This is a genomic window from Haloarchaeobius salinus (assembly GCF_024464185.1).
In the GTDB taxonomy this organism is placed as follows: domain Archaea; phylum Halobacteriota; class Halobacteria; order Halobacteriales; family Natrialbaceae; genus Haloarchaeobius; species Haloarchaeobius salinus.
Window position 1 is genome coordinate 217,829 of sequence record NZ_JANHAU010000003.1, and the last position, 25,808, is coordinate 243,636.

Below are 25,808 nucleotides of genomic sequence, written 5' to 3' on the forward strand. Positions count from 1 at the left end.
CATGAACTCCAATCGACGAACGTTCCTCGCGACGGCGGCCGGTGCGTCGCTCGCCGCGAGCGCCGGCTGTCTCGGGTTCCTCTCCGACGCGACGACGTTCGAGGCACAGCAGGCTGCGACGGCGGAGGCCGTCGCCAGCGACGGGAACTACGTGAAGCAGGAGCCGCGCGAGCTCCGTGCCGAGCGGACGTTCTCCGTCGCGGACCAGGAGCAGACCGTGACGGTCGTCAACTGGGTGACGGAGTACTACAAGACGGTCGACGTCGGCCCGCTGAGCGGCCAGCGAGCGGGCGTGTTCGCCGCCGTCTCGACGCCGCAGGTCGAGATCCTCGGCGAGTCGTTCAACCCGCTCGCCGACGCCAGCCCGCGCGATATCATCGGCCGCTTCCAGGACCAGTACAGCGGGATGTCGGTCGGTGATCGCATCGACCAGACCACGCTCGCCGCGCTCGGGGGAAGCGCGCTGACGTCGACGTTCGAGGGCTCGGCGACCATCCAGGACCAGCAGGTCGACACCAACTTCGTCGTGAGCGAGTCGGTGGAGAACGCGGGCGACCACGTCGTCTCCCTGGGCGTCTTCCCCGCCCAGCTCGACGAACAGGCGAACATCCGGGCGATGATCGAGAACCTCGAACACCCGGTCTCGAGCGAGGAGTGACGGCGGACGGCTGCGGCGGTCGGTCCGCTCAGGCCACCCTGTCCCGCGGTTCCGCGGCGAGTTCGGGCGACGACGCCCCGACGGGCGGCGCGGCGACGGAGCTGTTCGATCCATCCTGGGACACCGTTATCTCGTAGACGGAGAGGTGGAGGTACGTGATCGGCGGCGGGTAGAGCCCGTGGTCGAGCTGGAGCGACGGCTGGATGTTCACCAAGCCCTCGTCGTACTCGATGCCCGTGCTCTGGCCGACCAGCGTCGGTCCGGCGACGATGGCTCCGGTCACGGCGCTGTTGCCGGCGACGACGCAGGTGTCCCACCCCTGGCACTTGTTCTCCGCGGAGAGCGCCGCGTCGTTGTACTCGGTGTCGTCGAGTGCCGGCTCCTCCCGGGGTGCGTAGACGGTCCCGGACAGCTCGGTGCTCCCGCCCGTGACGGCGACCTGCATCTCCGAGGTGCCGTACACCTGGAAGTAGCGGGCCTCGTCGGAGACACCAGCCTGGCTGTTCTTCATCCCGAAGTTGCCGGTCGAGTAGATGCGGAACGCGCGGTCCCCACCGGCGTTTTGGATCTCGATGTCGCCGCCTTCGAGCGAGACGTTGCCGTCGACGATCATCGTGACGTTCCCGGCGCTCAGGTCGACCGTGAGGTCGTCCGTGAGGACGAAGCCGTCGTCGTCGTAGTAGGTCTCACCCCCGGCGAGGAACGCGCCACCGTACTCGGGGTGCATCACCGGCATCGTCGTGTCGTTCTCCGCCTCGCGGACCTTGTTCTCGATGACGTCGTCGATGATACGGAGGTCGTTCGTGGCCCCCTCGGTGACGTTGCCGGTGACCCGGCTGTGGTCCGAGACGGTACCGCCCGCCGAGACGTCGCCGTCGATGCCGGCGTTTCCGCCGTCGAAATCGACGTCACCGCCGGTGGCGAACACACCCTCGGAGAACGTGCTGTCGATGGCGGGCTCGCCGAGCCGCATGACCACCGTCTCGTTCTCGTGGTCGACGGAGATGCTCGCCTCGTTCGTCTGCTGGCGGAAGTAGTCCGCCCAGCCGCCGTAGTACTTGCTCCGTATCTCGACGGTCACGAGCTGACCCTGGACGACGGACTGCCGGTCCAGCGCCTCACCCGTCCCGTTCCGTCGGAGGTCGACGGCGTCGCCGGTGAGCGTCCGTTGCCCGGTCACCAGCGGAATCCAGGCGTTCAGCGATCCGTCGTCGTACTCGAACGGGGGTGGCGAGACCATGGTGGCGTCCGAACCGGCCCCGCGCCACACGCCACCGGCCTGGTACGCGATAGTGCTCCCCTCCCGCGTGTACTCGACGGACCCGAAGGTCCGATTGGCGATCAGCGTGTCGTCCGTGTAGACGAGGACGCGTCCGGTCTCGTCGTGACGCACCGCCGCGTCGTTCGCCCGGATGTCGAAGGTGACTCGTTCGGTCGTGCCCTGCCCGAAGGCGACGGACGTCACCGACTGGCTGAACTCGACGAACACCATCTCAACGCGCTGGTTCTGGGCATCGTCCTGCGCCCGGTCGAGCGTGACGCTCCCCACCAGTGCGACCGACAGCATGCCCATGACCACGAACCCGATGAGCAGTGCCACCGCCAGCACGGACGACTGTCCCCGTTCGTCCGCTCCGCTCGTTCGTCCGCCCGATACGCCCGTTTCTTCCCTGCGTTTCGACGCTCCCCCTTCCCAAGGGGCTCGTCTCATCGGTATGTGAAACGCAGGGCACACATAAATAAAGAATGTAATATAAACGTCAGTACCGGCGATAGTAACAACGCTATCGGGTGGGAAATAACCAGCAACAGCAGTGAAGAAGCGACGAGCGCCTCCGAGAGGACGTACGGGAACGTCTGAGAGGATACCGGCTCCGACAGGGAAGCGGCCACAACCCTATTGGGCCGGGACTAGTCAACCAGCTGAATTGAAACCCCTGGTCGGCGGTTACCGGCCCGACCACTCGGGCTCGCGATCCTCGAAGAAGGCGTCGATACCCTCGTTCTTGTCCTCCCCCGCGAACAGGAGGGCGAACAGCTCCGCCTCGTACTCGATGCCGGCCTCCAGTTCCATCCGCGAGGCGGCCTTCACGGCCTTCTTCGCGTGTTCGAGGGCGACCGGTGACTTCGACGCCATCTTCCCCGCGAGGTCGTAGACGCGCTCGTCGAGCGCCTCCGGCTCGTACACCTCGTCGACGAGGCCGATCTCGTCGGCCTCCTCGGCGTCGATGAGCTCGCCCGAGAGCACGAGCCGCATCGCCTGCCCCTCGCCGACGAGCCGGGGGAGCCGCTGGGTCGCGCCGCCGCCGGGCATGATGCCGAGGTTGATCTCCGCCTGGCCGAACTTCGCACCGGACTGGGCGATGCGGACGTCGCAGCCGAGGGCGAGCTCGGAGCCCCCGCCGATGCAGTGCCCGTTGATGCGGGCGATGACGGGCTTCTCCAGGTCGTCGACGTACTCGTAGACGCGGGGGCGCTTCGACGCCTCGCGCTGTTCGAGCGCGTCGCGCTCGCGCAGTTCCGTCACGTCCGCGCCGGCGACGAACGCGCTCGATTCGTCCGACCCCGTGAGCACGACCACGACCACGTCGTCGTCGGCCTCCACCGCGTCCAGGACCGACTTCAGCTCGCTGCGGAGCTGTGCGTTCAGCGCGTTGCGCGCGTCCGGCCGGTCGATGGTGACCGTCGCCACGCCCTCGGCCTCGTCGCCGACGGCCACGCTGACGAGTTCGCAGTCGGCGGCCGCGGTCTCGGCGTCGGCCGTGCCGTCCGCGCCCTCGCCGTCGCTCATTCCGCCTCACCCCAGTCGCCCGAGGTGCCGACGATCTCGCCGTCCTCCCAGACGTAGAACCCCTCGCCGGTCTTCTTGCCGAGCTTGCCCGCCCGGACCTTCTGCTTGAGCAGCTGCGGCGGCTTGAACCGCTCGCCGAGCTCCTCGCGCAGGTACTCGAGGATGTCCAGCCGGACGTCTAGCCCGACCACGTCGCCGAGCTCGATGGGCCCCATCGGGTGGTTGTAGCCGAGCTCCATCGCGGCGTCGATGTCCCGCGGCGAGGCGACGCCCTCCTCCAGCATCCGGATGGCCTCGACGCCGAGCGTGACCCCGAGCCGGGAGGACGCAAAGCCCGCCGAGTCCCGCACCGTCACCGGCGTCCGGTCGATACCCTCGACGAACGCCTCCGCGAACTCGACCGTCTCCTCGCTCGACTGCTCGGGGACGACGACCTCGACCAGCTGCATCAGGTGGACCGGGTTGAAGAAGTGCAGCCCGACGGCGCGCTCGTCGTGCTCCAGCGCGCTCGCGATCTCCGTGATGGAGAGCGATGACGTGTTCGTCGCGATGACGGCGTCGTCGTCGACGAGCGCCTCGACGTCCTCGAAGGTGCTCTTCTTCAGTTCCATCTGCTCGGGCACGGCTTCGACGACGAGTTCCGCACCTTCGACGGCGGGTTCGAGTTCGACCGCTGTGTCGATGCGCGCCAGCGTGGCGTCCATCTCCGCCTGGGTGACCTTGTCCCGGTCGACACCGCCCTGGAGGTTCGACTCGATGGTCGCCAGCCCGTCGTCGACGAACTCCTGTTCGATGTCGCGCATCGTCACGTCGTGGCCGGCCATCGCCGTGACCTGCGCGATTCCGTTCCCCATCGTCCCCGCACCGAGTACAGTGACCTTCATACTTGGGACGGTGTTTGCCCGGCAAGTAAGCGTTGTTCGTTCCGGCGGCCTCTGCGGTCCAAGCTTGAAGTTGGCCCCTGCCGTCGGTACGGCCATGAGTCAACGCACGACGACCATCGAGCGGCTCCGGGAGCCGGTCGCGGGCTACGGGCTCCCGGCCCGGACCGTGGTCGCCCTCGTCGCCTCCCTCCTCGGGAACCTCGCCATCGTGAACCTGGCCATCTCGGCCGACCTCGCACCGGACCTGCCGGCGCTGTCGTACCCGCCCGTGGTGTTCCTGACGACCGTCGGCGTCCTCGGGGCCGCCGTCGTCTACTGGCTGCTGTCGACCCGGGTAGAGACGCCGACGGGGACGTTCACCCGGCTGGCCTGGGCCGTGCTCGTCCTGTCGTTCGTCCCCGACATCGCCGTCCTCCTGCTCGACGAGACGGCGACCGCGGCGGGGGTCGGCGCGCTCGTGTTCATGCACGTCACGGCCGCGGTGGCCTGCATCGCGTTCATCCCGTCCGGTGACTGAGAACCAGCGTGGCGGCGGTCACTCCGCCGGTGTGACCTTCGCCCCGTAGCGCGTGACACCCTCCTGCGTGTAGATGCGACGGAACGCGGCGGCGACCGAGTCGCCGACGCCGACCGACCCCGGCTCCGCGTCGGTCGCCTGTACCGGGACGCTGACACTCCCGCCGTCGGGGCCGTCGAAGGCGACGACCGCGACCGCGAAGTCGCCCGACTTGGACTGCTGTTCTGCGAACTCCGGTGGTGCCCCGCCCTGGGAGATGGTCGTCACCGCCTCGACCGTGCCGGTTCCCGGTAGCTCGACCGCCTCCCGGCCGACGCGCTCGTTGCAGTCCCCGCAGGCACCCTCCGGCGGGAAGTTCAGCGCGCCACAGGCCACACAGCGGCCGGCCTCCAGTCGGTAGCGTTGCGGGATGGAGCGCTTCCACGACGGCACCGAGACGTACGCGCCACCGCCGTCCGGCGGGCCGGAGGTGACCTCGCCGCGCTGGCGCAGGTACTCGGCGTAGGAGAGGTTCGCACCACCGTCCAGCGCGAGGTCGGCCGCGACGGCGTCGCCACCGTCGGCGCTCTCGACCACGAGCGCGTCCGCGCCAGCACCGGAGCCGACCCCGACGACGAGCGTCGTGTCGACGCCGTCCGCGAGCGCGGTGGCGAGCGAGAGCGGCGCGCTCGCCGCACCCGTGTCCCCGAGGTCCTGCACGGTCGCGACGTCGTAGATCGCGGCGTTGTCGACGCCGAGGTCGCCCGCGACGCGGTACGGTCGCTTCCCGTCGGGGGCCTGGATGGCGACCGCGTCGGGGTCGGGGCTCGCATCGAGTGCGTCGACCGCGCCCGTGACGACCTCGCGGTACGCGGCCCGGTCGTAGGTCGTCACGTCGAGGCCCTCGACGCGCTCGCTACCGGCCTGCCGGAACCGGGTCCCGGGGTAGGGGGTGGCGTACTCGGCGCTGTCGGTGACAGTCGCACCCTCGTCGTCGCCGTCGCCGAGCACGAACGCGGCCGCACCAGCCCCGGCCGCGTGGTCGATATCGTCGTCGGGGTGGCCCTTCGGACAGTCCGCGGCGACGACCAGCGCGTGGCCCCCGTCGAGGTCCGCCGTGACGGCGTCCACGAGCGCCGAGGTGCCGGCGCGGGTGCTCCCGCCGCGGAACCTGCGGGTCGCGGTCTCGGGCACGCCCAGCGCCGCCCCCAGCCGGCTCGTGAGTTCCCCCTCTGCCAGCGGCGGCGTCGTGGAGGCGAAGGCGAGGTACTCGACCGCGTCCCCTTCGCTCCCGTCGGCGGCGAGTGCGCGCTTCGCGGCCGCGACGGCCATGGTGAGCGCGTCCTCGTCGGCCCCCGGGACCGCCTTCTCCTCGATGCCCGACGCCTGGAACTGGCCCCAGGCCTCCTCGAACGCCTCGGCGGTGATGCGGAACCGGGGAGCGTACGCGCCGACGGCACTGATCCGGTTGCTCATGCGCCGATCACCTCGCGCTCGAAGGCGTGGACGACGGCCGCACCGCCGCTCCCGCCGACGTTGTGGGTCAGCCCGCGCGTCGCGCCCTCGACCTGACGCTCGCCGGCCTGTCCGGTGAGCTGCTTGAACGCCTCGACGACCTGGCCCGCGCCGGTCGCGCCGATGGGGTGGCCCTTCGACTTGAGGCCGCCGGAGGTGTTGACGACGACCTCGCCGCCGTAGTCGCTCCGGCCGTCGGCGACGAACGCCCCGGACTCGCCCGGTTCGCAGAGGCCGAGGTCCTCGTAGGCCATCAGCTCCGCGATGGCGAAGCAGTCGTGGACCTCCGCGAAGTCCAGCTCCTCGGGGCCGAAGCCGGCCATCTCGTAGGCGGTGGCGGCGGCCTCGACGGACGCCGGCACGTTCACGTAGGAGTCGCGCTGGAACAGCCCGACGCGGTCGGAAGCCGCGCCGACGCCCGCGACGCGTAACGCCTCGTCGGCGTACTGGTCGACCACGTCCTCGCTGACGACGATGGCCGCCGCCGCGCCGTCGGTGGTCGGACAGCAGTGGTAGAGGTTCAGCGGGTCCGCGACGACGGGCGCGTTCATCGCGTCCTCCAGCGAGCAGGTGAAACCGAGGTGGGCGTGTGGGTTGTCCGCCCCGTGGGCGTGGTTCTTCACCGCCACCTGGGAGAGCTGCTCGTTCGTCGTCCCGTGCTCGGCCATGTGCGCGCTGGCCATCTGGGCGTAGACGCCGGCGAACGTCGTCCCGGAGAGTCGTTCCCACTCCGTCTCGCCGCTGACGCCGAGCCAGTACTTCGTCGCGTCGCCCGAGGCGTCGGTCATCACCTCGACGCCGCCCGCCAGCACCACGTCGGCCATGCCGGATTTGACGGCCTGCACGGCCTGTCGGACGGCGTAGCCCGACGCGGCACAGGCGTTCTCTACTCGGGTCGTCGGCACGCCGTGGAGCCCGACGTGCTCGGTGACCGCCGGCCCGGAGAGCCCGAGCTGGCGACCGCCGACGCCGAGTGTCCCCACGACGGCCTCGTCGAAGTCGTCGGTGTCGATGCCCCCCGCGACGCTGTCGACGGCGGCGTCGTAGGCCGTCTCGAACAGCGACCGGTAGCTCTCGTCGGGGAAGGAGCCGAAGTCGGACTGGCCCGCCCCGACGACGTACGCATCTCGCATAGCGGGAGTCGGTCGCGGGAGCGCATATAGGTCGGGGGAAGCGGCGGTTTCGACGGGAAGGTTCCTGTTCCGGCGCTGATAGCATCCGGTGTGTCCGCCTGGGAACCGAGGCTGTACGCGAAGGGGGTCCTCTACGGCGTCCCCCTCATCGCGCTCCTCTTCCTGGTCGCGCTGGTCTCCGGGACGGACGCGGTCGCCATCCCCGGGTTCGGAGCCTCGCTGTTCGCCGGTGCCGCCGCCCTGTTCTCCTGACCGGGGACGTCGATGTCGCGGGTCGACCCGTCCGGGGCCGGAATCGCCGTGAGATACAAGCCAACTCCCCGTCTCTACCGACCATGAGCAACTCGCGGATCACCGTCTCGCTCGACGAGGACGCCCAGGAGGCGCTCGCGGACGTCACCAAGCGGACGGGACAGGGCCAGAGCGAGCTCGTCCGGCGGGCGCTGACGTTCTACGCGGCCAACTTCCAGGCGGCGACGACGGACGCGAGCGAGAAGCTGGAGGACTACCACAAGATGCTCTCCGGCGGCGAGCACGTCCTCCTCGACGTGGACTTCCTGCACTGCTTCCTCGACTTCGTCTCCGACGAGGAGGGGAACCGGGCCGAGGAGTTCCTGGCGGCGGCCGACGAGGTGTCGGCGTACCACGCCCGGGAGTACGAGGACGAGTTCGGGAGCCTGGACGAGATGCTGGAGTGGCTCTCGCTCTGTGGCTTCCTCTCGGTCCGCCGGAGCGACGAGAACCGCTACCACGTCGTCTTCCCCTCCGAGGAGATACGCTGGTTCATGACCCGGTTCATCGAGCGCAGCGCGGTCAGACTGCCGTTCGACATCGAGATCGAGGAGGGCTACACGAAGGTCATGATGACCGAACACCCGGTCGAGGAGTCCTGAGCCAACAGCGAGGGCGTCGACCGGCCGTCCTGTTTTCCGACTAGTATGAACGTTTCATACGTCTTCATACGAACGCATAACTGCCGATAGAGCCGTGTTACTCGGTAACAACAGACTATAAACCGGTTCACGGACTGGTACCGTCCGTCATGGCACAGGATGACACGTTCGCGGACAGGCTGCGGCGGCGGCGGTTCCTGCGCCTGGGTGGGGCTGCCGGTGTGGCGGGCCTCGCCGGGTGCCTGAACCAGGGTGAACTGCAAGGTGAAACCGACGACAGTGGCGACGACACGGAAGACGGCGGTGGCGGTGGTGGCGACGAGACCGACGACGGTGGCGGTGGTGGCGGCGGCTCCGGAGAGCCGATCACGGTCGGTGCTGCCATCCCGTTCTCGGGCGACCTGAGCGACTTCGGTGAGCCGATGCTCAACGCGATGCAGATGGCGGTGGAGGACATCAACGCGGCGGGTGGACCGCTCGGTCGCGAGATCGAGGTCAACGACGAGGACACCGGGACCGACTCCACGCAGGGCGTCAACGCCGCGAACAAGCTGGTCGAGACGGACGGCGTCGACGCGGTCCTGGGGGCCGTCTCCTCGGGCGTAACCATCAGCATCGCACAGTCGGTGACCATCCCGAACGGCGTCCTCCACCTCAACTCGGCGTCGTCCTCGCCGAGCATCTCGACGCTCGACGACGACGACCTCCTCTTCCGGACGCGGACGAACGACCGGTTCGTCGCCCGGGTGATGGCCCGCATCATCGAGAACGAGGGGGCCGACAGCGCGGCGGTCGTCTACGTCAACAACGACTTCGGCCAGGCACTGGCGGACACCTTCGAGTCGACGTTCTCGGGGACGACGACCGCCGCCGTCGGCTTCTCGTCCGGCCAGTCCAGCTACGAGCAGGTGCTCTCCGAGGCGTTCAGCGACGACCCGGACATGATCGCCTTCGCCGGCTACCCGGAGTCCGGGACGACGATGCTCAGCCAGTGGAACGAGGGCGGCTACGGCGGCAACTGGGTGCTCCACACGAGCATGCTCTCGGAGGACGTCATCAGTAACGTCGGTGCGGAGGTGCTGAACGGGATGTTCGGCGTCCGGACGCGCCCGCCGACGGGCGACGCGACCGAGTCGTTCGTCGGCGACTACGAGAGCGAGTACCCGGACGCCGACGTGTTCTCGCCGTACTCGTGGAACTCCTACGATTCGCTCGTCTCCTACGCGCTGGCGGTCCACGCCGCCGGCTCCACGGACTCCGACGCCGTGAAGGCGGAGATGCGGACCGTCTCGAACCCGCCCGGCGACGCCGTCAGCTACGGCGAGTTCGGGGACGGCGTCGACCTCCTCGACGACGGCACCGAGATCGACTACAGCGGACCCAGCGGGACCGTGGACTTCGACGACAACGGCGACGTGGCCAGCGACATGGTCGTCGTCGAGGTCGTCGACGGCGAGTTCGAGGACCAGGAGGTAATCCCGGCCGACGAGCTGGTCTGAGACGACGGTCTGTCATCCCCCCATTTTCGATACACATGCACGCTGCAACAGCACGACGGAAACGCAGGCGACGGACAGAGGTGAGGCTCGCGTGAACGGCGACGCCCGCGTCGGCGTCGACATCGGCGGCACGTTCACGGACCTCGTGACCATCGCGGACGGGGCCGTCCGCGTCCACAAGACGCCCTCGACGCCCTCGGACTCCGAGCAGGGAGTCATGGACGGGCTCGAAGGGGTCGCCGAGCAGTACGGTATCGCCCCCGGGGACATCGGCTTCTTCGGACACGGGACGACCGTGGCGACGAACGCGGTGCTCGAGGGCCAGTGGGCCGACACCGCGCTCGTGACGACGGGGGGCTTCCGCGACGTGCTCGAAATCGGCCGACAGGCGCGGCCCGATATCTACGACTTCGACGCCGAGAAGCCCACCCCGGTGGTCGAGCGCGACCGCCGCTACGAGGTCACCGAACGACTCGACGAGCGCGGGGAGGTCGTCGACCCCCTCGAGGAGTCGTCGGTCGAGACGCTCGCCGACGAACTCGACGACGTCGACAGCGTCGCAGTCAGTCTCCTCTACTCGTTCGAGAACGACGACCACGAGCGCCGGGTCCAGGAGCTACTCGAGGCCCAGGGTGTCGACGCCTCGTTCTCGCTCTCCTCGCAGGTGCTCCCCGAGATCCGGGAGTACGAGCGCACCCTGACGACGGCGCTGAACGCCGCGCTCAAGCCGGTGATGGACAGCTACATCGGCCGGCTGGAACGGCGGGTCGCCGAGGAGGGCGTCGCGACCGACGTGAAGATAATGCAGTCCAACGGCGGCATCATCACCGCCGATGCGGCCCGCGACCGGCCGGTGAACACGCTGCTCTCGGGCCCCGCCGCAGGGGTACAGGGCGCGACCTACGTCGCTGGACTCGCGGGCATCGAGGACTGCATCACGATGGACATGGGCGGCACCTCCTGCGACGTGTCGCTCGTCGAGGGCGGCGACCCCCTCGTCACGACCGACGTCGAGGTCGGCGACTACCCCGTCTCGGTGCCGATGATCGACATCCACACCGTCGGGGCCGGTGGCGGCTCAATCGCCTGGACCGACGCCGGCGGCGCGCTGCGCGTCGGTCCCCGCTCGGCCGGCGCGGAGCCCGGCCCGGTCTGCTACGGCCGGGGCGGCGAGCACCCGACCATCACCGACGCGCACGCGCTGCTCGGCCGCATCGACCCCTCGCGGTTCCTCGACGGGCCGTCGCCCGACGACGCCGTCCGGCGCGCGATTCGAGACCGTGTCGCGGACGACCTCGACATGGGCGTCGCCGAGGCGGCACAGGGCATCCTCGACGTGGCGAACGCGAACATGGCCCGGGCGCTCCGGGTCGTCTCCGTCGAACGCGGCTACGACCCCCGGGACTTCGGCCTCGTCGCGTTCGGTGGTGCCGGGCCGCTCCACGCCTGCCGGCTGGCGCGCGAACTGGAGGTTCCCCGGGTCGTCATCCCGCGGACCGCTGGCGTGCTCTCCGCGCTCGGGCTGCTCATCAGCGACGTGCTGTACGACTACTCGACCTCGAAGGTCCGGCCGTGGACCGAGGTCGAGCCCCGCACCCTCGCCGAGAGCTTCGCGACGTTCCGCGAGCGCGGGAGCGACCGGCTCGACACCGAGCGCGGGACCGCCGACTCCGTCCAGTACGAACGCTCGGTCGACCTGCGCTACGCCGGGCAGTCGTTCGAGCTCACGGTCCCGGTCCCGGGCGGCGAGGTCGACGCGGACACCCTCGACACCGTCGTCGAGCGGTTCCACGACCGGCACCGCCAGCGCTACGGACACGCCTACGAGGACGAGCCGGTCGAACTGGTCACGGTCCGGCTTCGGGCGCGGGGCATCGTCGAGACGCCGGACCTGCACCCGGAACCCGTCGAGGGAACCGTCGAGGACGCGGTCCGCGAGACGCGCGACGTGGTGTACGACGGCCGGACCCACGGGACGCGGGTCTACGACCGGCGGCTCCTGCCGACCGGGACGAGCTTCGACGGCCCGGCCATCGTCGAGGGCACCGAGAGCACGGTCGTCGTCCACCCCGACCAGGCCGCGAGCGTGGACGAGTACGGCACGCTGCTCGTGGAGGTGAACGCATGACGGATTCGGTCACACTCGAGGTCATCAGGAACGCCTGCATCGCCGTCTGCGAGGAGATGAACGCGAACCTCATCCGGACGGGCTACTCGCCGAACATCAAGGAGCGCCGGGACTGCTCCTGCGCGCTGTTCGACGCCGACGGCGAGATGATAAGCCAGGCGGAGAACATGCCGGTCCACCTCGGCGCGATGCCGTTCTCGGTGGCGGCGGCCATCGACCGCTTCCCGCCGGAGACGCTCGAACCCGGCGACGGCATCCTGCTCAACGACCCGTTCTACGGCGGCGCACACCTGCCCGACCTCACCCTCGTGACGCCCGTGTTCCACGAGGACGACGCCGGAGAGAGCGAGCTCGTCGCGTTCGCCGCGAACCGCGCCCACCACGCCGACGTGGGCGGCGCTCGTGCCGGGAGCGTCGCCGCGGACTCCACGGAGATATATCAGGAGGGCATCCGCATCCCGCCGGTGAAGCTGTTCGAGGCGGGCGAGCCCAACGAGTCCGTCTTCGACATGGTGCTCTCGAACGTCCGGACGCCCGACGAGCGTCGCGGCGACCTCCGGGCACAGGAGGCCGCGAACCAGACCGGCCGGCGGCGCTTCCTCGACCTCGTCGAGAAGTACGGTCGCGAGACGCTGACCGAGGCGCTCGACGAGATTCAGGACTACTCCGAGGCCCGGATGCGTGCGGAGATCGAGGACCTCGAGGACGGCACCTACGAGTTCAGCGACGTGCTCGACGACGACGGCCTCGGCAACGAGGACCTGCGCATCCAGGCGGCCGTGACCGTCGACGGCGACGACGTCACGGTCGACTTCGAGGGCACCGCCGACCAGACCGAGGGGCCGGTCAACGCCGTGCTCGCGGTCACCGCGTCGGCGACGTACTACTCCGTGCGCTGCGTGACCGACCCGGACATCCCACCGAACCACGGCTGCTACCGGCCCATCGAGGTGCAGGCACCCGAGGGGAGCATCGTCAACCCGAACCCACCGGCGGCGGTCGTCGGCGGCAACCTCGAGACCTCCCAGCGGGTGACAGACGTGGTGCTCGGGGCGTTCGCCCAGCAGGCACCCGAGCGCGTCACCGCGGCCGGCCAGGGCACGATGAACAACATCACCTTCGGCGGCACCGACCCACGGACCGGCACGCCCTACGCCTTCTACGAGACGCAGGGCGGCGGCTTCGGCGGCCGGGTCGGCAAGGACGGCATGGACGGCGTGCACGTCCACATGTCGAACACGATGAACACGCCCGTCGAGGTGCTGGAGACGGCGTACCCGCTGCGGGTGGGTCGGTACGAGCTCCGACAGGACTCCGGCGGCCCCGGCGAGTTCCGGGGCGGACTGGGCATCCGCCGGGACATCCAGGTGCGCGACCACGAGGCGCACTTCAGCCTGCTCGCGGACCGCCACACCCACCAGCCATATGGATTGGAGGGTGGCGAACCTGGCGAGTCCGGCGCGGCAGAGCTGACGACCGCCGAGGGCGAGTCGCGTCGACTCCCGCAGAAGTCCACCCACGAGCTCCCGCCGGGCGCGACGGTGAGCATCCGCACACCCGGAGCCGGCGGGTACGGCGAACCGGGCGACCGCGACCCCGACGCCGTCCGGCGCGACGTCCGCCACGGGAAGGTATCGGCGGCGGCCGCGCGGGACGCCTACGGTGTCGACGTCCCGACCGGAGAAACAGCCGACGCGGAGGGAGACGATGACTGATGAGCCGCGACCCGCTCCGGTACGTCCCGCACGTGCTGGTCACGAGCGTCGGCTACGTCGTCTTCGCCTACGCCGCGCTGCCGGCGCTGCTGACGGCGCGACTCGACATCGGTCTCTCGTCGTTCGGGCTGCTGATGAGCGCGCCGCTGGCGGCGTTCGTCGTCGTCCAGCGACCCGCCTCGCGCTGGGTCGGCCGGCACACGACGACACGGGTGCTGTTCGCTGGCGGGCTCGCCCACCTCGGGCTGGGGCTGTCGCTGGACCTCTCGGCGTCGTTCCCCGTCGTGCTCGCGCTGCGCGGGCTCTGGGGGCTGACCGGCGGGCTCCTGCTCACGGTCGGCGCGACGCACATCTCGCGTCTCTCGGAGGGCGCGAACGCGACCCGACAGCAGGGCGTCTACGGCGGTCTGCTCACCATGGGTGGGATGCTGGGCTTCCTGCTCGCGCCGACGCTCGTCGAGCGCTACGGCTGGCTCGCGCTCCACGGGCCGGGCGCGCTGCTCTCGGTCCCGGCCATCGCGGTCGCGGGGCTCCATCTGTCGGACCGGCGGACGGCACCCACGGAGACGACGACGGAACGTGGCGGTGTCGTCCTGCACCCGGTCGTGGTGCTTGCCTCCGTGTGCTACGTGGCCATCATCGGCTCGTACATCACGCTCTCGACGTTCGTGACGGCGTACTTCGCGGACCTCGGTGTGGTCGCCCCGCTGAACGTCGTCGTGCTCGCGTCGGCGACGGCAGGGAGGATCGTCGGCGGGGAGACCTCGTGGCGGATCGCGCTCTCGGACCGGCGGCTCATCGCCGGGAGCACCGCCGCCGCCGCGCTCGGGTTCGGTGCAATGGCCGCGACCGGGAGTTCGACCGCGCTGGTCGTCCTCCCGTTCGTCGTGATGCTCGCCGTCTCGGTGCCGTTCGGGGCCGTGTACAACCTCGCTGCCGGAGCCACGGACGCGGAGGGGACCGCTATCGCGACCATCGTCGCCGCGGGCAACGTCGCCGCGCTCGTGCTCCCGCCGGTCACGGGCACCATCCGGGAGACGACGGGGAGCTACGGCGGCGCGTTCCTCGTCCTCGGTGGACTGAACGCCGTCGCCGCGGTCGCGACGTACTACACGATACGGAGGAACTCATGAGACACGACGGACGGTCCGGCGGGTCGACGAACGCCCGCCGGACGCTGGGGGTGAGCATCGCGTGGTAGACACCGGACTCCTCGACGCGCTGGCGCAGGGCCTCGTCACCGGGACCATCATCGCCGCCGGAGCCATCGGCCTCTCGCTGGTGTACTCCATCGCGGAGGTGCCGAACTTCGCCCACGGGGACATGATAACCGTGGGGGCGTACTTCGCACTCGTCGTGAACCGGCCCGCGGAGATCTCGCTCCTGCCGGGACTGCCCGGCGGCGCGGTGTCGCTCGTCGTCGCAGGGGTGTTCGCGCTCGTCGCGGCGTCGGCGTTCGGCGCGCTGTACGAACTCGCTATCTTCCGGCGGTTCCGGTCGAAGGAGGCGGACCTCATCACGATGGTCATCGTCTCGCTCGGCCTCGCGCTCGTGTTGCGCAACCTCGTGCTGTTCGTCGCCGGCTCGCGCAACATCGCCTACGAGACGCCGGTCGTCCGCGACGTGAACTGGGACCTCTACCTCACCGGCTCCGGGCTCACCGTCCAGCGCACGCAGCGACAGGCCGGCGACATCGCGCTGCTCGGCGAGTGGGGCTACCCGCTGTGGCTCCTGCTCGGCATCGTGGCGGCCGCCGCTGGCGTCGGGTACGGCGTCTACCGCTGGCGGTCTACCGACGACGACTTCCGGACGGTGCACCTCGTCTCGCCGCGCGTGCTCGGGGTGCTGGGCGGGCTGGCGACCCTGCTCGCGCTCGCGTACGCGCTCCGGTTCGGCCCACAGGGTACCGACGCGCTGTGGTCGACCCGCATCGGAACGAGCTACAAGGACATCGTTATCGTGGTCATCGTGGCCGTGGCGATGTTCCTGCTCAACCTCGTGCTGAAGGCGACCAGACTCGGCAAGGGGATGCGCGCGACGGCCGACAACATGGACCTCGCGGAGGTCCGCGGTGTCGACGTGAACCGCGTCCAGCTCGTCGTCTGGGTCATCGCCGGGCTGCTGACCGCGCTGGCCGGCGTGCTGGCGGGCTGGAGCGCGTCGAACGTCAACCCGAACATGGGATTCACGCTGCTGTTGCCGGTGTTCGCGGCGGTCATCCTCGGGGGCATCCGGTCGCCCTACGGGGCCGCCGCCGGGGCGATCCTCATCGGCATCAGCATGGACGTCGGCGTCTACCTACTGCCGTCCGGACTGGCGACGTACCGCACCGCCATCGCGTTCGTCGTCCTCATCGGCGTCCTGCTCGTCAAACCCGACGGCATCTGGGGTGATGTCTGATGGCGTTAGCTGACTTCGCCGTCTCGCTCGTGACGTTCATCGCCATCTACGGCCTGTTCGCGCTCGGGCTGAACCTCAAGTTCGGCTTCACGGGGCTGATCGACTTCGGCCACGTGGCCTACTTCATGGTCGGCGGCTACGTCACCGCCGTCCTCACGATGCCGGCGCAGGTGACCGGCTACGACGGCCTCGGGGGCTACGCGCTCCCCGCGATGCTCGCCGTCGTGCCCGGCGGCGACGTGCTCGGCTGGCTGCTCGGCGTCGCCGGCGGCATGGTCGCCGCCGCGCTCGTCTCGCTGCTCGTCGGTGTGCCGACCCTGCGCCTGCGCGAGGACTACCTCGCCATCACGGCGCTCGGCATCGCGACCATCCTGAACGAGGTCGTCCGGAACGAGGTCTGGCTGTTCAACGGGCCGTTCGGCATCCGGACCATCCACCAGCCCGCGTCGGGCGTGTTCCCGCTCGGGCTCGGCTCGTTCACGCTCAATCTCGTCGTCCTCGGCGGCCTGAGCGTGCTCGTCATCGCCTACGCGGGCTACCGCGTCGGCGGCTACGTGAAGGACGTAGACACGACCGGGGCGGGCCTCGGCCTGGCCAGCGTCGCCGTCCTCGGTGGGGCCATCGGGGCGCTCACGCAGGGCGGCAGCCTGCTGGTCGTCGGCGTCGCCCTCGCCGCGGTGGGTGTCGCGCTCGTCCGCGAGGCGGTCCGTCGCTCGACCGAGCCCGAGCGCACCCTCGCGCTCGTGGTCGCGCTGGCCGTGGCGGCGTGGTACTTCGTCCAGCCGCTGCTGGCCGCCTCGAACCCGACCGTCACGCTCCAGACGAACGTGATGTTCCTGTTCGACCCCGTCGCGGGGCCGAACGGCGGACTCGACTACGACCGGTTCTTCATGCTGCTCTCGCTCGCGTTCCTCGTCGGCGGCTACTGGTGGTGCCAGCGCACCATCAACAGCCCGTACGGCCGCGTCCTGCGGGCGGTCCGCGACGACGAGGACGTGCCGCGGGCGCTCGGCAAGGAGACGTTCCGCTACAAGATCCAGGCGCTCCTGTTCGGCTCCGCGCTCGCGGGGGCGGCGGGCTCGCTGTACACCATCCACCTCGGCTTCATCAGCCCCGACCAGTTCGGCGCGATGATCACCTTCTTCGCGTTCTCGTCGGTCATCATCGGCGGGACCGCGAACAACGCCGGGGTCGTCCTCGGCACGGCGGTGTTCTGGTCCATCAACAGCGGGACGCAGTTCCTCAACGACTACTTCCCGTCCGAGTACGCCGTCCAGCTGGCGGCGGCCCGGCTCATCTTCATCGGGGTCCTGCTCATCGTCATCCTCTACTACCGACCCGAGGGTATCCTCGGCGAGCAGGACTACGACATCCGCCTGCCCGGGGAGGACCCCGTGCCGAGTCGTGACGAGACCGCCGCCGCAGCCGGAGGTGACGCCGATGACTGAGCCCGTGCTGGAGGTCTCGGGGCTGCGGAAGTCCTTCGGCGGCATCAACGCCCTCGACGGCGTCGACGTGACCGTCGGCCAGGGCATCACCGGCCTCATCGGGCCGAACGGGGCCGGGAAGACGACGTTCTTCAACTGCATCACCGGCTACCTGGAGCCCGACGGCGGTACCGTCGAGTTCCGGGGGACGGACCTGACGGGGCAGCGAACGCCCCGCGTCGTCCGCGAGGGACTCGTCCGCACCTTCCAGATTCCGCGCGAACTGGAGAACATGACCGTCCGGGAGAACCTGCTGCTCGCCCCCGGCGGGCAGTCGGGCGAGAAGCTCACCCGGACCTGGCTCCGCGGCGGCGAGTTCGCCGAGGACGAGCGGCGGAGCCGACGCGAGGCCGTCGAGATGGCCGAGTTCTTCGAGCTCGACCACCTGCTCGACGAGCCGGCGAGTTCGCTCTCGGGCGGCCAGCGCAAGCTGCTCGAACTCGCCCGCGTCCTGCTGACCGACCCGGAGATGGTGCTGCTCGACGAGCCGCTGGCCGGCGTCAACCCGACGCTCGAACGGAAGATCCTCGACCGCATCCACGAACTCCAATCGCAGGGACTCACGTTCCTGTTCGTCGAACACGACATCGAACTCATCATGGAGCACTGCGAGCACGTCGTCGTCATGCATCAGGGGCAGAAGCTCACCGAGGGCGCGCCATCCGAGGTCAGAAGCGACCAGCGCGTCATCGACGCCTACCTGGGTGAGGAGCTATGAGCCTGCTCGAACTCGACGCGGTCGACGCGGGCTACGGCGACCTCCAGATACTGACCGACGTGGACATGCACGTCGACGAGGGCGAGTACGTCACCATCGTCGGCCCCAACGGAGCCGGCAAGTCCACCGCGATGAAGACCGTCTTCGGGCTGACGACCCACATGGGCGGCACCGTCCGATTCGAGGGGACCGACATCCACGAGCTCGGCACGCAGGAGATCATCCGCGAGGGCATCGCGTACGTCCCCCAGACGGAGAACCTGTTCCCCCGGATGACCGTCCGGGAGAACCTGGAGATGGGTGCGTACATCTTCGACGACGTGCCGCAGGACCGACTCGCCGACGTGTTCGACCGGTTCCCCATCCTCGAGGAGCGCCAGCGCCAGCGCGCCGGCACGATGTCCGGCGGGCAACAGCAGATGCTGGCGATGGGGGCGGCGCTGATGCTCGACCCGGCGCTCCTCCTGCTCGACGAGCCATCCGCCGGGCTCGCACCCGACCTCGTCGACGAGATGTTCGACCGCATCGACGAGATCAACGACGCCGGGACGGCGGTGCTGATGGTCGAGCAGAACGCCAAGGAGGCGCTCCGCCGCTGCGACCGCGGCTACGTGCTCGTCAACGGCGAGAACAGCTTCGAGGGTCCCGGCGACGAGCTGCTGGCCGACGAGGAGGTCCGCCAGCGGTTCCTCGGCGGCTGACCCACCCCGACCGGTTCGTCGGCGACAGTGCAGGCCGTCCGCCGTCCCCATACCTGCGGGGCCTGTTCCGAATCCACCCCCGGCGGCTATCGACGAGACACCTAGAGCGCAAGTTTATAAGTGCATCTGTCGTTCTACCGGCATGGCACTCAACTTCGACGACAGCAGTCACGAGAACGGCTTCTGGATCAACGCGCTCATCGGTGCCGTCGCGGCGTTCGTGCTCGGGTTCATCCCGTTCTCGACCGTCCTCGGTGGCGTGGTCGCGGCGTACCTACAGAAAGGGGAGACTCGAATGGAGAACGTGAAGGTCGGCGCGGCCGCCGGGGCGATATTCTTCGTGCCCTCGCTGCTCGCCCTGTTCGGGTTCGGCTTCCTCGGCATCCTGACCGGCGACGCGGCGGGCTTCATCGTCCTCATGCTGTTCGGCATCATCATGCTCGTGATAGCCGCCATCTACACCGTCGGCCTCTGTGCGCTCGGTGGCTTCATCGCCCACGCAGTCTGGGAGGACGACTTCCGCAAGGCCCGCACGACCGCCAGCACCGACACCACGACCGAGACGTACGACGAAGCCCAGTACTGACCGGGCGTCGAGGAACGCGTTTTTCGGGGCGACGACAGTCACCGGAGTCGGAGGGCAATCATTACTTGGGGGCCCTTCGAAGCCACCGCTATGGCCTACAGCTACGAGCCACACTACTTCGAGGACATGGAGGTCGGCAAGACCTTCGAGAGCGTCGGACGGACCGTCACCGAGTCGGACTTCGTCTTCCACTCGATGTTCGCCGACGACTGGACGGAGCTCCACACCAACGCCGAGTACAGCGAGGACGGCCCGTTCGGCGAGCGCATCGGCCACGGCCCGATGACGTTCATCCTCACGACCGGGATGGTCCAGCGCTGTGGCTTCGTCGAGCGCACCGTCATCGCCTTCCTCGGGATGAACTACATGGACGTGCCGAACCCGCTGACCATCGGCGACACCATCTCCTCGGAGTTCGAGGTCACGGAGCGACAGGAGTTCGAGTCGCGTGAGGACGCCGGCCTCGTCGTGGTCGACTCCGAGACGCGCAACCAGGACGACGAGATACTGCTGCAAGGCGACATGAAGTTCATGTTCAAGAAGCGGGCGCACTACGGCGACAAGCCCGGCAACCCCTGACGCGGTACGAGGTACTTTCTCCCCGGCCGCCGAACAGTCGTCCATGACCATGGACCACGCGGCGATCCGCGTCTCGAACCTCGACGACTCGCTCGCGTTCTACCGGGACGTGTTCGGATACGAGCCGGTCGAGCGGTTCGAGGAGAGCGACGCCGTCTCGGACACGTTCGTCGGCGTCGACGACCAGGCGGTGATACAGCTCGTCGAGGCCGACGGCCCGGTCGAACCGAGCGACGGCGGACACCTCGGGCTCTCCGTCGAGGACGTCGACGCAGCGGTCGCCGAGCTGCCGGCCGACCGCGTCACCCGCGGACCGGAGACCATCGAGGAACTCGACATCCGCATCGCGTTCGTCACCGACCCCGACGGGCACGTGCTCGAACTGCTCGAACCGGTCTGAGCCGGGGGAAACACGAACGCTTTTTCGCCTGCCCGTTGCAGGAGGGAGTATGAGTCTCCCGAGCGTCGTCGACCCCGACGACCCACGAATCATCGACACCCACGCACACCAGCCGACCGAGGAGTTCCTGTTCGACGCCGGCGGCGAGATGATGCAGGACGCCGCCGCACGCTTCGGCAAGGAGATGGTGCCGAACTCCTACGAGGAGATGATCGAGGAGTACCGCGCCGTGGGCATCGACAGGGCGGTCCTGCTCGGCTGGGACGCCGAGACGAACACCGGCAACCCGCCGGTGCCGAACGAGTACGTCGCCGAGGTGCGCGACGAGCACGACGACTTCTTCGTCGGCTTCGGCAGCGTCGACCCGCTGAAGGACGACTGCGTCGAGGAGGCCCGCCGCTGTGTCGAGGACCTCGACCTCGTCGGCTTCAAGTTCCAGCAGATCGCCCAGGGCTTCGACCCGAGCGACCCCGAGCACGAGGAGCTGTTCGCGACCATCGAGGACCTCGGCGTCCCCTGTGTCTTCCACGGCGGCAACTCCACGCTCGGCGCGTGCTCGCCCGGCGGCCGCGGCCTGCAGATCAAGTACGGCGACCCGATGCTCATCGACGACGTGGCTGCCCGCCACCCCGATCTGCAGATCCTCATCGCCCACCCGGCGTTCCCGTGGGAGAAGGAACAGCTCGCCATCTGCCAGCAGAAGGGGAACGTCTACATGGACCTCTCCGGCTGGATGCCCGCGTACATCGACGACCAGGTGCTGCACTACGCGAAGAGCCTGCTCAAGGACAAGGTGATGTTCGGCACGGACTACCCGATGCTCGACCCGAAGATCTGGCTCGAACAGTTCGCCGAACTCGACTTCCCCGAGGCGGTCCAGCGCAAGATACTCTGGGAGAACGCCGAGGAGTTCTTCGACCTGGACTGAGCCGCCACGAACCCTTTTCTCGCTGGGACGCGCGTAGCCGCCATGGACATCCGCATCGACCACGTCGCGAGCGCCTGGGCCGACCGCGAGGCGGGCGAAGCCGCGTGCGACGCCGTCGGGCTCCCGACCACCTACGGCGGGGAGCACGCCGACGGGACGACCGACATGAGCATCGTCGGCTTCCCCGACGGCAGCTACCTCGAACTCATCACGAACACCGGCGAGGCGCAACCCTCGCGTTGGCCCGTGTTCATCGCAGGCGACGCGGGGCCGGCCGCCTGGTGCGTCGAGGTCGACGACCTCCGGTCGGCGCTCACCCGCGCACTCGACGCGGGAGTGCGCGTCGCCGGCCCGGACCGTGACGGCCGCGAGCGTCCCGACGGGGTGTACGTCGAGTGGGAGACGGCCATCCTCGGAGACAGCCTCGGCGCGACGCTCCCGTTCGTCATCGAGGACCGGACACCGCGGCGCTACCGCATCACGCCCGACCCGCAGCTCGTGGACTCGCCGCTGGTGGGCATCTCCGAGGTCGTCGTGCTGACCGACGACGCGACCGCACTGACGCGGCCCTTCGACCGCCTGTTCGGGGTGCCTCGACCGGAGGCCGTTGACGCCGACGAGTTCGGGGCAAGGCTCCACCGGTTCGCCGGTGCGGGCGTCGCGCTCGCCGAACCGGCCGGCGACCGCCTCCGGGACAGGCTCGACGAGTTCGGTCCGGCACCCTGTGCCGTGCTCGTGGAGACGCCCGACCTCGACGCGGCGGGGGAGGCCTTCTCGCTCACGAACCCGGTGGCGTGGGGACACGACCGCGTCGCGTGGTTCGACCATCCGGCGCTGCGGGAGTGGCTGGGTGTCGTCGAGTACGACGACTGAGGCGGACGGGCGGTGTTCGACTGGCACGGCCGGGCTATCGTTCACCCGGCCCGGGATTCAGGTAACTATTGAACGAACACGGGGTTTTGAACCCCGGAGAACCGAACCATCGTTCATGCACAAACCCCTGCTGGTGACCGACTTCCTCGACCGTGCACGCCGACACTACGCCGACGAGACGGCCGTCGTGGCGACGACGGGCGAACGCTACACCTACGCCGAGTTCGGCGAACGAGCCGACCGGTTCTCGGCGTTCCTCCAGTCCGTCGGCGTGTCGGAGGGTGACCGCGTCGCCGTCCTCGACCCCAACACGCACTACCACCTCGAAGCGGCCTACGGGTCGATGCAGGTCGGTGCGGTCCACACGCCGCTGAACTACCGGCTGACCGCCGACGACTACGCCTACATCCTCGAGGACGCCGGCGTGACGGCCATCTACGCCGACCACGAGTACGCCCACCGCATCGAGCAGATCCGCGACGAGGTGCCGACCGAGCTGTTCGTGACGAACGACACCGACGCGGTCGACGGCGACTGGCGCTCCTTCGACGACGAGCTCGACGCGGCGGGGACCGACTACGACCGCGCCGAGATGACCGAGCACGACGTGGTGACCATCAACTACACCTCCGGCACCACCGGCGACCCGAAGGGCGTCTGTCGGACACACCGCGCGGAGACAATCCACTCCTACCTCGTCACGGCCCACCAGGACATCTCGGACGACGACGTCTACCTCTGGACGCTGCCGATGTTCCACGTCAACGGCTGGGGCCACATCTACTCCATCACCGGCAACGGCGGGACCCACGTCTGCACGCGCGGCGTCGACGCCGAGGCGGTGTTCGACGCCATCCAGACCGAGGACGTGAGCTACCTCTGTGCCGCGCCGACGGTGCTCAACATGCTGATGAACCACTACGACGAGCACGACGGCGACGTCCAGACGGCGGGCGCGAACCCCGTCCGCGCCGCGACCGCTGGTGCAGCGCCGCCCGAATCGACCCTCCGGACCGTCGAGGACGAGTTCGGCTGGACGCTGATGCACGTCTACGGCGCGACCGAGACCGGCCCGCTCATCACCACCTCGCACTCGCCCCGGCACCTCGCCGGCAAGAGCGACGACGAACGGTTCGACCTGATGAAGCGGCAGGGCGTCGGCTACCTCGGCACCGAGGTCCGCGTCGTCGACGAGGACGGGAAGGACGTGCCCCGTGACGGGTCGACCATCGGCGAGATCGTCGTCCGCGGCAACCAGGTGATGGACCGCTACTGGAACAAGCCCGAGGAGACAGAGACGGCGTTCTCCGAGCGCCGTGAGGGCTACTACCACATGGGCGATCTCGCGACGTGGGACGAGAACGGCTTCGTCGCCATCCAGGACCGCAAGAAGGACATCATCATCTCCGGCGGCGAGAACATCTCGACCATCGAGCTGGAGGACGTGCTCTACGACCACCCCGAGATATCGAAGGCGGCGGTCATCCCCGCACCGAGCGAGCAGTGGGGCGAGACCCCGAAGGCGTTCGTCGTCCCGACCGCCGACGCCACCATCGACCCCGACGACGTGAAGGCGTTCGTCGCGGACCGCGTCGCGAACTTCAAGCGCATCACCCGCGTCGAGTTCGTCGAGCAGCTCCCCGAGACCGCGACCGGGAAGGTCCAGAAGTACGAGCTCCGCGAGCGGGAGTGGGAGGACGAGGACTCGATGGTCGGGCAGGGCTGAAGCGGGCGGCCACCCGGCGTCGGGAACGGGGTTAAGCCGGTTCGGGCCCGAGGTCGACCGTGCTCCCCACCCTCGCCACCATCGGCACGGCGGCCGGCCACCCGTTCGTCCGGGTCGGTGCCGGGCCACGCAGCCTGCTCGTCGTCCCCGGTCTGAACGATCCCCTCCACACGGTCGGGGACTCGTGGTGGTACCCGCGGCTGATGGCGCTGTACCTCCGGCGCTACGCTGACACGCACACCGCCTACATGGTGAGCCGACCGCACGGGCTCGCCCCGAACACGACAGTAGCCGACCTCGCCCGCGGCTACGGACGCGTGCTCGACGAACTCGACGCGGACTCGGTCGACGTGCTCGGGCTCTCCATGGGAGGGTTCGTCGTCCAGCACCTCGCCGCCGCGGACGACCGGGTCGAGCGCGCGGTGCTGGGGCTGTCGGCCGCGTGGCTGAGCGACGCTGGGGCCGCGGTCGTCCGGCAGTGGCGCGACTGGGCAGTCGCGCGACGCTGGGGCCGCATCTACCGCGACGCGTTCGGCATCCTCACCGCCGGGACCCGGGCTCGGCTCCTCCAGGCCGGCGTCGTCGTCTACGACCGGGTGTTCGAACCCGTCGAACCGGCCGACTTCGTCGTCTCCGCCGACGCATGCCTCGCCTTCGACGGTGGCGACGTCTGCAGGCGTGTCGGCTGTCCGACCCTCGTCGTCGGCGCGGACCGCGACCCCTTCTTCGACGAGGCCGACTACCGGGCGGCCGCCGACGCGCTGCCGAACGGCCGGTTGGCGATGCTCCGCGGGACCGGCCACGAGGCGGTCGTCGAGCATCCAGCGGCCTTCGACGGCACCGTGCAGCGGTTCCTCGAACGATGCGGCTCCGCAGGCAGCTAGTCGGGCCTCGCAGAGACCGAGCGGCTAGTCCCAGTCGGGGTTCCGTCCCTCGAGGAACGCGTCGACCCCCTCCTCGTGCTCCTCGGACATGTACGCCTGCACCTGCAGCATGTTCTCGTAGTCGAGCGCCTTCCGCCAGTCGTTGTCGAGGTTCTCGTGGATGGCCTGCTTGGTCATCCCGACCGTCCGGGTGGGGCGACGCGAGAGCTTGCCGACCATCTCGTCGACCGTCTCGTCCAGCTCGTCCTCGGGGACGGCCTCGTTGACGAGGCCCATCTCCGCCGCTTCCTCGCCGTCGAAGAACTCCCCGGTCATGGTGAGGCGCTTCGCGGTGCGGAGCCCGACCAGCCGCGGCAGGGTGAACGTCGCGCCGGTGTCGGGCACCAGTCCGACGCGGATGAACGCACAGGAGAACGTCGCGTCGGGGACCGTGTACGCCAGGTCAGACGCGGCGACGATGGCGAGCCCAGCGCCGACGCAGTCGCCGTTGATCTTCGCCACGACGGGGACATCGGTGTTCAGGAGTTCCGTCGCCGCCCGGTTGAACGTGTCCGCGACGCGCTCGTAGGCCTCGCGCGGGCCCTCCTCGCGCTCCTTCATCGCCTGGATGTCGCCGCCGGCGGAGAACGCGGGGTCGTCGCCGGTCAGCACGATGGCGTCGTGCTCGACCGGGTCGGCCTCGGCGACCGCGTCGGCGAGGTCCCGCGCGACCTGCAGGTTCATCGCGTTCATGACGTTCGGCCGGTCGAACGTTATCGTCCGTACGCCGTCGTCGTCCTCGACTCGCATACTCCCTCCAACTTTCCATGAGTGC

25 protein-coding genes are annotated in these 25,808 nt (G+C 69.3%); 19 read left to right on the forward strand and 6 right to left on the reverse strand.

Translation table 11 applies throughout. The features are described from left to right. Position 1 precedes the first annotated feature (1 nt). Entirely contained in the window at positions 2-658 is a 657-nt protein-coding gene (locus NO345_RS13530; RefSeq protein WP_256300022.1) for a DUF6517 family protein, read from the forward strand. 28 nt (positions 659-686) lie between these two features. Here the strand turns inward: NO345_RS13530 and NO345_RS13535 are convergent, their stop codons facing one another. From NO345_RS13535 to NO345_RS13545, 3 genes are all read right to left on the reverse strand, one after another. Continuing rightward, a complete protein-coding gene (locus NO345_RS13535; protein ID WP_438266771.1) occupies positions 687-2,369 on the reverse strand; it encodes a DUF7289 family protein in 1,683 nt (560 codons plus the stop codon). 237 nt (positions 2,370-2,606) lie between these two features. Then, positions 2,607-3,449, reverse strand: coding sequence for an enoyl-CoA hydratase/isomerase family protein (locus NO345_RS13540; protein WP_256300024.1), 843 nt, complete (start codon positions 3,447-3,449; stop codon positions 2,607-2,609). Next, on the reverse strand, positions 3,446-4,333 hold the full coding sequence (locus tag NO345_RS13545) for a 3-hydroxyacyl-CoA dehydrogenase family protein (protein WP_256300025.1): 888 nt from the start codon (positions 4,331-4,333) through the stop codon (positions 3,446-3,448). Before NO345_RS13545 ends, NO345_RS13540 begins: the two co-directional genes overlap by 4 nt. Before the next feature lie 94 nt (positions 4,334-4,427). Here NO345_RS13545 and NO345_RS13550 point away from each other — a divergent pair, with 94 nt between their 5' ends. Further along, positions 4,428-4,850 (forward strand): DUF6069 family protein, encoded by a 423-nt coding sequence (locus NO345_RS13550; protein ID WP_256300026.1) that lies wholly within the window; start codon positions 4,428-4,430, stop codon positions 4,848-4,850. 18 nt (positions 4,851-4,868) lie between these two features. Here NO345_RS13550 and NO345_RS13555 read toward each other — a convergent pair whose 3' ends face one another. Both NO345_RS13555 and NO345_RS13560 read right to left on the reverse strand, forming a co-directional pair. Continuing rightward, positions 4,869-6,305, reverse strand: a complete 1,437-nt coding sequence (locus NO345_RS13555) for an OB-fold domain-containing protein (protein ID WP_256300027.1) — start codon at positions 6,303-6,305, stop codon at positions 4,869-4,871. Further along, entirely contained in the window at positions 6,302-7,477 is a 1,176-nt protein-coding gene (locus NO345_RS13560) for a thiolase C-terminal domain-containing protein (protein ID WP_256300028.1), read from the reverse strand. Before NO345_RS13560 ends, NO345_RS13555 begins: the two co-directional genes overlap by 4 nt. 90 nt (positions 7,478-7,567) lie before the next feature. Between NO345_RS13560 and NO345_RS13565 the strand changes: the two genes are divergently transcribed. The 17 genes from NO345_RS13565 (at position 7,568) to NO345_RS13645 (ending at position 24,994) form a co-directional block, all read left to right on the forward strand. Continuing rightward, positions 7,568-7,729, forward strand: a complete 162-nt coding sequence (locus NO345_RS13565; protein WP_256300029.1) for a hypothetical protein — start codon at positions 7,568-7,570, stop codon at positions 7,727-7,729. A gap of 83 nt (positions 7,730-7,812) precedes the next feature. Continuing rightward, positions 7,813-8,370, forward strand: coding sequence for a ribbon-helix-helix protein, CopG family (locus tag NO345_RS13570; RefSeq protein ID WP_256300031.1), 558 nt, complete (start codon positions 7,813-7,815; stop codon positions 8,368-8,370). A 149-nt stretch (positions 8,371-8,519) separates the two neighbouring features. Then, entirely contained in the window at positions 8,520-9,869 is a 1,350-nt protein-coding gene (locus tag NO345_RS13575; protein WP_256300033.1) for an ABC transporter substrate-binding protein, read from the forward strand. A gap of 91 nt (positions 9,870-9,960) precedes the next feature. Beyond that, on the forward strand, positions 9,961-11,997 hold the full coding sequence (locus NO345_RS13580) for a hydantoinase/oxoprolinase family protein (RefSeq protein WP_256300035.1): 2,037 nt from the start codon (positions 9,961-9,963) through the stop codon (positions 11,995-11,997). Next, on the forward strand, positions 11,994-13,712 hold the full coding sequence (locus tag NO345_RS13585) for a hydantoinase B/oxoprolinase family protein (RefSeq protein ID WP_256300036.1): 1,719 nt from the start codon (positions 11,994-11,996) through the stop codon (positions 13,710-13,712). Before NO345_RS13580 ends, NO345_RS13585 begins: the two co-directional genes overlap by 4 nt. Then, a complete protein-coding gene (locus tag NO345_RS13590; RefSeq protein ID WP_256300038.1) occupies positions 13,712-14,845 on the forward strand; it encodes an MFS transporter in 1,134 nt (377 codons plus the stop codon). Before NO345_RS13585 ends, NO345_RS13590 begins: the two co-directional genes overlap by 1 nt. A 61-nt stretch (positions 14,846-14,906) precedes the next feature. Further along, a complete protein-coding gene (locus tag NO345_RS13595; RefSeq protein WP_256300040.1) occupies positions 14,907-16,112 on the forward strand; it encodes a branched-chain amino acid ABC transporter permease in 1,206 nt (401 codons plus the stop codon). Further along, positions 16,112-17,560, forward strand: coding sequence for a branched-chain amino acid ABC transporter permease (locus NO345_RS13600; protein ID WP_256300042.1), 1,449 nt, complete (start codon positions 16,112-16,114; stop codon positions 17,558-17,560). The genes NO345_RS13595 and NO345_RS13600 overlap by 1 nt, the downstream gene beginning before the upstream one ends. Then, positions 17,553-18,317 carry an ABC transporter ATP-binding protein gene (locus NO345_RS13605; protein WP_256300044.1) on the forward strand — a complete coding sequence of 255 codons (765 nt, stop codon included), beginning with the start codon at positions 17,553-17,555 and terminating at the stop codon, positions 18,315-18,317. Before NO345_RS13600 ends, NO345_RS13605 begins: the two co-directional genes overlap by 8 nt. Beyond that, the gene (locus tag NO345_RS13610; protein WP_256300046.1) at positions 18,314-19,018 is read left to right on the forward strand and encodes an ABC transporter ATP-binding protein; all 705 of its coding nucleotides are present in this window, start codon (positions 18,314-18,316) and stop codon (positions 19,016-19,018) included. The genes NO345_RS13605 and NO345_RS13610 overlap by 4 nt, the downstream gene beginning before the upstream one ends. 142 nt (positions 19,019-19,160) lie before the next feature. Beyond that, a complete protein-coding gene (locus NO345_RS13615; RefSeq protein ID WP_256300048.1) occupies positions 19,161-19,604 on the forward strand; it encodes a DUF5518 domain-containing protein in 444 nt (147 codons plus the stop codon). Positions 19,605-19,694: 90 nt separating this feature from the next. After that, positions 19,695-20,183, forward strand: coding sequence for a MaoC/PaaZ C-terminal domain-containing protein (locus tag NO345_RS13620; RefSeq protein ID WP_256300050.1), 489 nt, complete (start codon positions 19,695-19,697; stop codon positions 20,181-20,183). Positions 20,184-20,226: 43 nt separating this feature from the next. After that, positions 20,227-20,583, forward strand: coding sequence for a VOC family protein (locus NO345_RS13625; RefSeq protein WP_256300052.1), 357 nt, complete (start codon positions 20,227-20,229; stop codon positions 20,581-20,583). A 49-nt stretch (positions 20,584-20,632) separates the two neighbouring features. Continuing rightward, positions 20,633-21,511 (forward strand): amidohydrolase family protein, encoded by an 879-nt coding sequence (locus tag NO345_RS13630; protein WP_256300054.1) that lies wholly within the window; start codon positions 20,633-20,635, stop codon positions 21,509-21,511. Between the two features lie 42 nt (positions 21,512-21,553). Continuing rightward, a complete protein-coding gene (locus tag NO345_RS13635; protein WP_256300056.1) occupies positions 21,554-22,384 on the forward strand; it encodes a VOC family protein in 831 nt (276 codons plus the stop codon). Between the two features lie 115 nt (positions 22,385-22,499). Then, positions 22,500-24,110, forward strand: a complete 1,611-nt coding sequence (locus tag NO345_RS13640; RefSeq protein WP_256300058.1) for a long-chain-fatty-acid--CoA ligase — start codon at positions 22,500-22,502, stop codon at positions 24,108-24,110. Between the two features lie 59 nt (positions 24,111-24,169). Further along, complete coding sequence (locus NO345_RS13645; RefSeq protein ID WP_256300060.1) at positions 24,170-24,994, forward strand: alpha/beta fold hydrolase; 825 nt, start codon at positions 24,170-24,172, stop codon at positions 24,992-24,994. A gap of 24 nt (positions 24,995-25,018) precedes the next feature. On the opposite strand, the gene NO345_RS13650 is transcribed toward NO345_RS13645, so the two are convergent. Next, positions 25,019-25,783: an enoyl-CoA hydratase/isomerase family protein gene (locus NO345_RS13650; protein WP_256300062.1), complete on the reverse strand. Its 765-nt coding sequence runs from the start codon at positions 25,781-25,783 to the stop codon at positions 25,019-25,021. Positions 25,784-25,808: the final 25 nt, after the last annotated feature.